2 protein-coding genes and 1 pseudogene are annotated in these 1,621 nt (G+C 76.4%); 1 reads left to right on the forward strand and 2 read right to left on the reverse strand.

Going from position 1 to position 1,621, the window contains the following annotated elements:
• Nucleotides 1-196, forward strand: a 196-nt coding sequence (locus ACWGH4_RS34930) for a hypothetical protein (protein ID WP_453467913.1), incomplete at its 5' end; no start/stop codon positions are given.
• 45 nt (nt 197-241) lie between these two features.
• On the opposite strand, the gene ACWGH4_RS34935 is transcribed toward ACWGH4_RS34930, so the two are convergent.
• Nucleotides 242-1,294: a lactonase family protein gene (locus ACWGH4_RS34935; RefSeq protein WP_453467915.1), complete on the reverse strand. Its 1,053-nt coding sequence runs from the start codon at nt 1,292-1,294 to the stop codon at nt 242-244.
• Nucleotides 1,295-1,422: 128 nt separating this feature from the next.
• Nucleotides 1,423-1,621, reverse strand: a pseudogene (locus ACWGH4_RS34940) (FUSC family protein); the annotation flags it as partial.

A 1,621-nucleotide genomic window follows, 5' to 3' on the forward strand; every position in this document is an offset into this window, starting at 1 on the left:
GAGTCACCCGGCCCGGGCCCTGCGCGTACGAACGGCATCGCATGCCGCGCGCCCGGCTGACCGGCACGCGGCACGAGCGGTGCTGCTCACCGGCTGCGCGGCGGCCGGTCAGGGCACCGCGGTCCTCGATGCCCTGCGGGCGCCCGGCGTGCCGGGCGTCGCCCGAGCCCGGTGGCGGCCCTCCAGTCGGCGCTGAGGGCGCACGCCCCGTACGCCCCCGGGACACCGTCCGCCGGGAAGGTCAGGGGGCGAAGACGACGCAGGACGCCGCCGGGACGGCGAGCGACCCGTCGCGGTGCGGGATGCCGGTGGCCGGGTCGACAGTGAACCAGGTCACGTCGCCCGAGCGCTCGTTCGCCACGTAGAGCCGGCGGCCCGTCGGGTCCAGCGCCAGATCCCGTGGCCAGTGCCCGCCGCACGGCACGTTCGTGACGAGCGTCGCCCGCTCCCCCGTCGCGTCGAGCGCGAGCACGGCGATGCTGTCGTGCCCACGGACCGCGGCCCACAGGTGCCGGCCGTCGCGTGAGACGACCGGCGCGGATGGGTGGACGGGGCCCGTCGTGCCGTCAGGCACCACCCTCGTCTCGCCGACCGGTTCCAGCAGGCCGGCGGCCGGGTCCCAGCGGCAGAGGGTGACGGTCGGCTCGAGCTCACCGAGTACGTAGGCGTGCCGCCCGTCAGGGTGAAAGGCGAGGTGGCGCGGCCCGGTCCCCGGGCGCAGCGGCGTCTCGCGGTGGGGCGTGAGGGCGTCCGCGGCGGTGTCGAGCGCGCAGATCCGTACGGAATCGGTCCCGAGGTCGACGCTGAGCACCCAGCGCCCGGTCGGGTCCGGCAGTACCTGGTGGGCGTGCGGCGTGCTCTGGCGCTCGGCCACGGGGCCGTTCCCCTCGTGCCGCATGACGCCACCGAGGGGTCCGGGCGCGCCGTCCGTTCCGACGGGCAGGACGCTCACGCTGCCGGAGCCGTAGTTGGCGGTCATCAGGTGTCCCTGCGAGACCGCGATGTGCGTCGGGGACTCGCCGCCCACGGGCACCCGACGGCCGATGGGCCGCGGATCGCCGCCGGTGGCGGCGAAGGCCGCCACCGCCCCGTCCGCCGTCTCGGAGACCGCGTAGAGGACGGTGCCGGCCGGCGTCGTGACGGCGGCCAGGTAAGAGGGATCGGCGAGGGCGTCGCTCGCTCCTGTCCCGGTGAGCGCTCCGGTCACCGGGTCCACGGTCGCGGCCACGATGCCGCGCCCTCCCGACGAGGTGTAAGAGCCGATGAAAGCCCGTACCGCGCTGTTGTCCGCCACTGTGCCGCCCCTCTTCGGCCCGCCGGCCGTCCGTCACGGATCACTGCTGCCGCCACGAAGGTAGCAGGTTGGTCCAGACCAATCCGGCGGTCGGGGTGACCGGTGTGCGACCGGTCGCGGGGAACGGCTCAGGCCGCTACGAGCGGCGCACGCGGCGACGTGCGGACGGGAGCGGCCAACTCCGCGAGAGCGCGCTCCAGGCCGTGGAGGTGCGCGAGTGCGGCCTCGGCCCCCGGGTGGTGCCCGGGTACGGGAGCAGCCGCCACGGCCGCGGGGGCGGACGGCGGCGCCACCAGGGCGTGGACCGCCGCCTCCACGCGCCGGCAG

This window comes from Streptomyces sp. NPDC054847 (assembly GCF_053610925.1).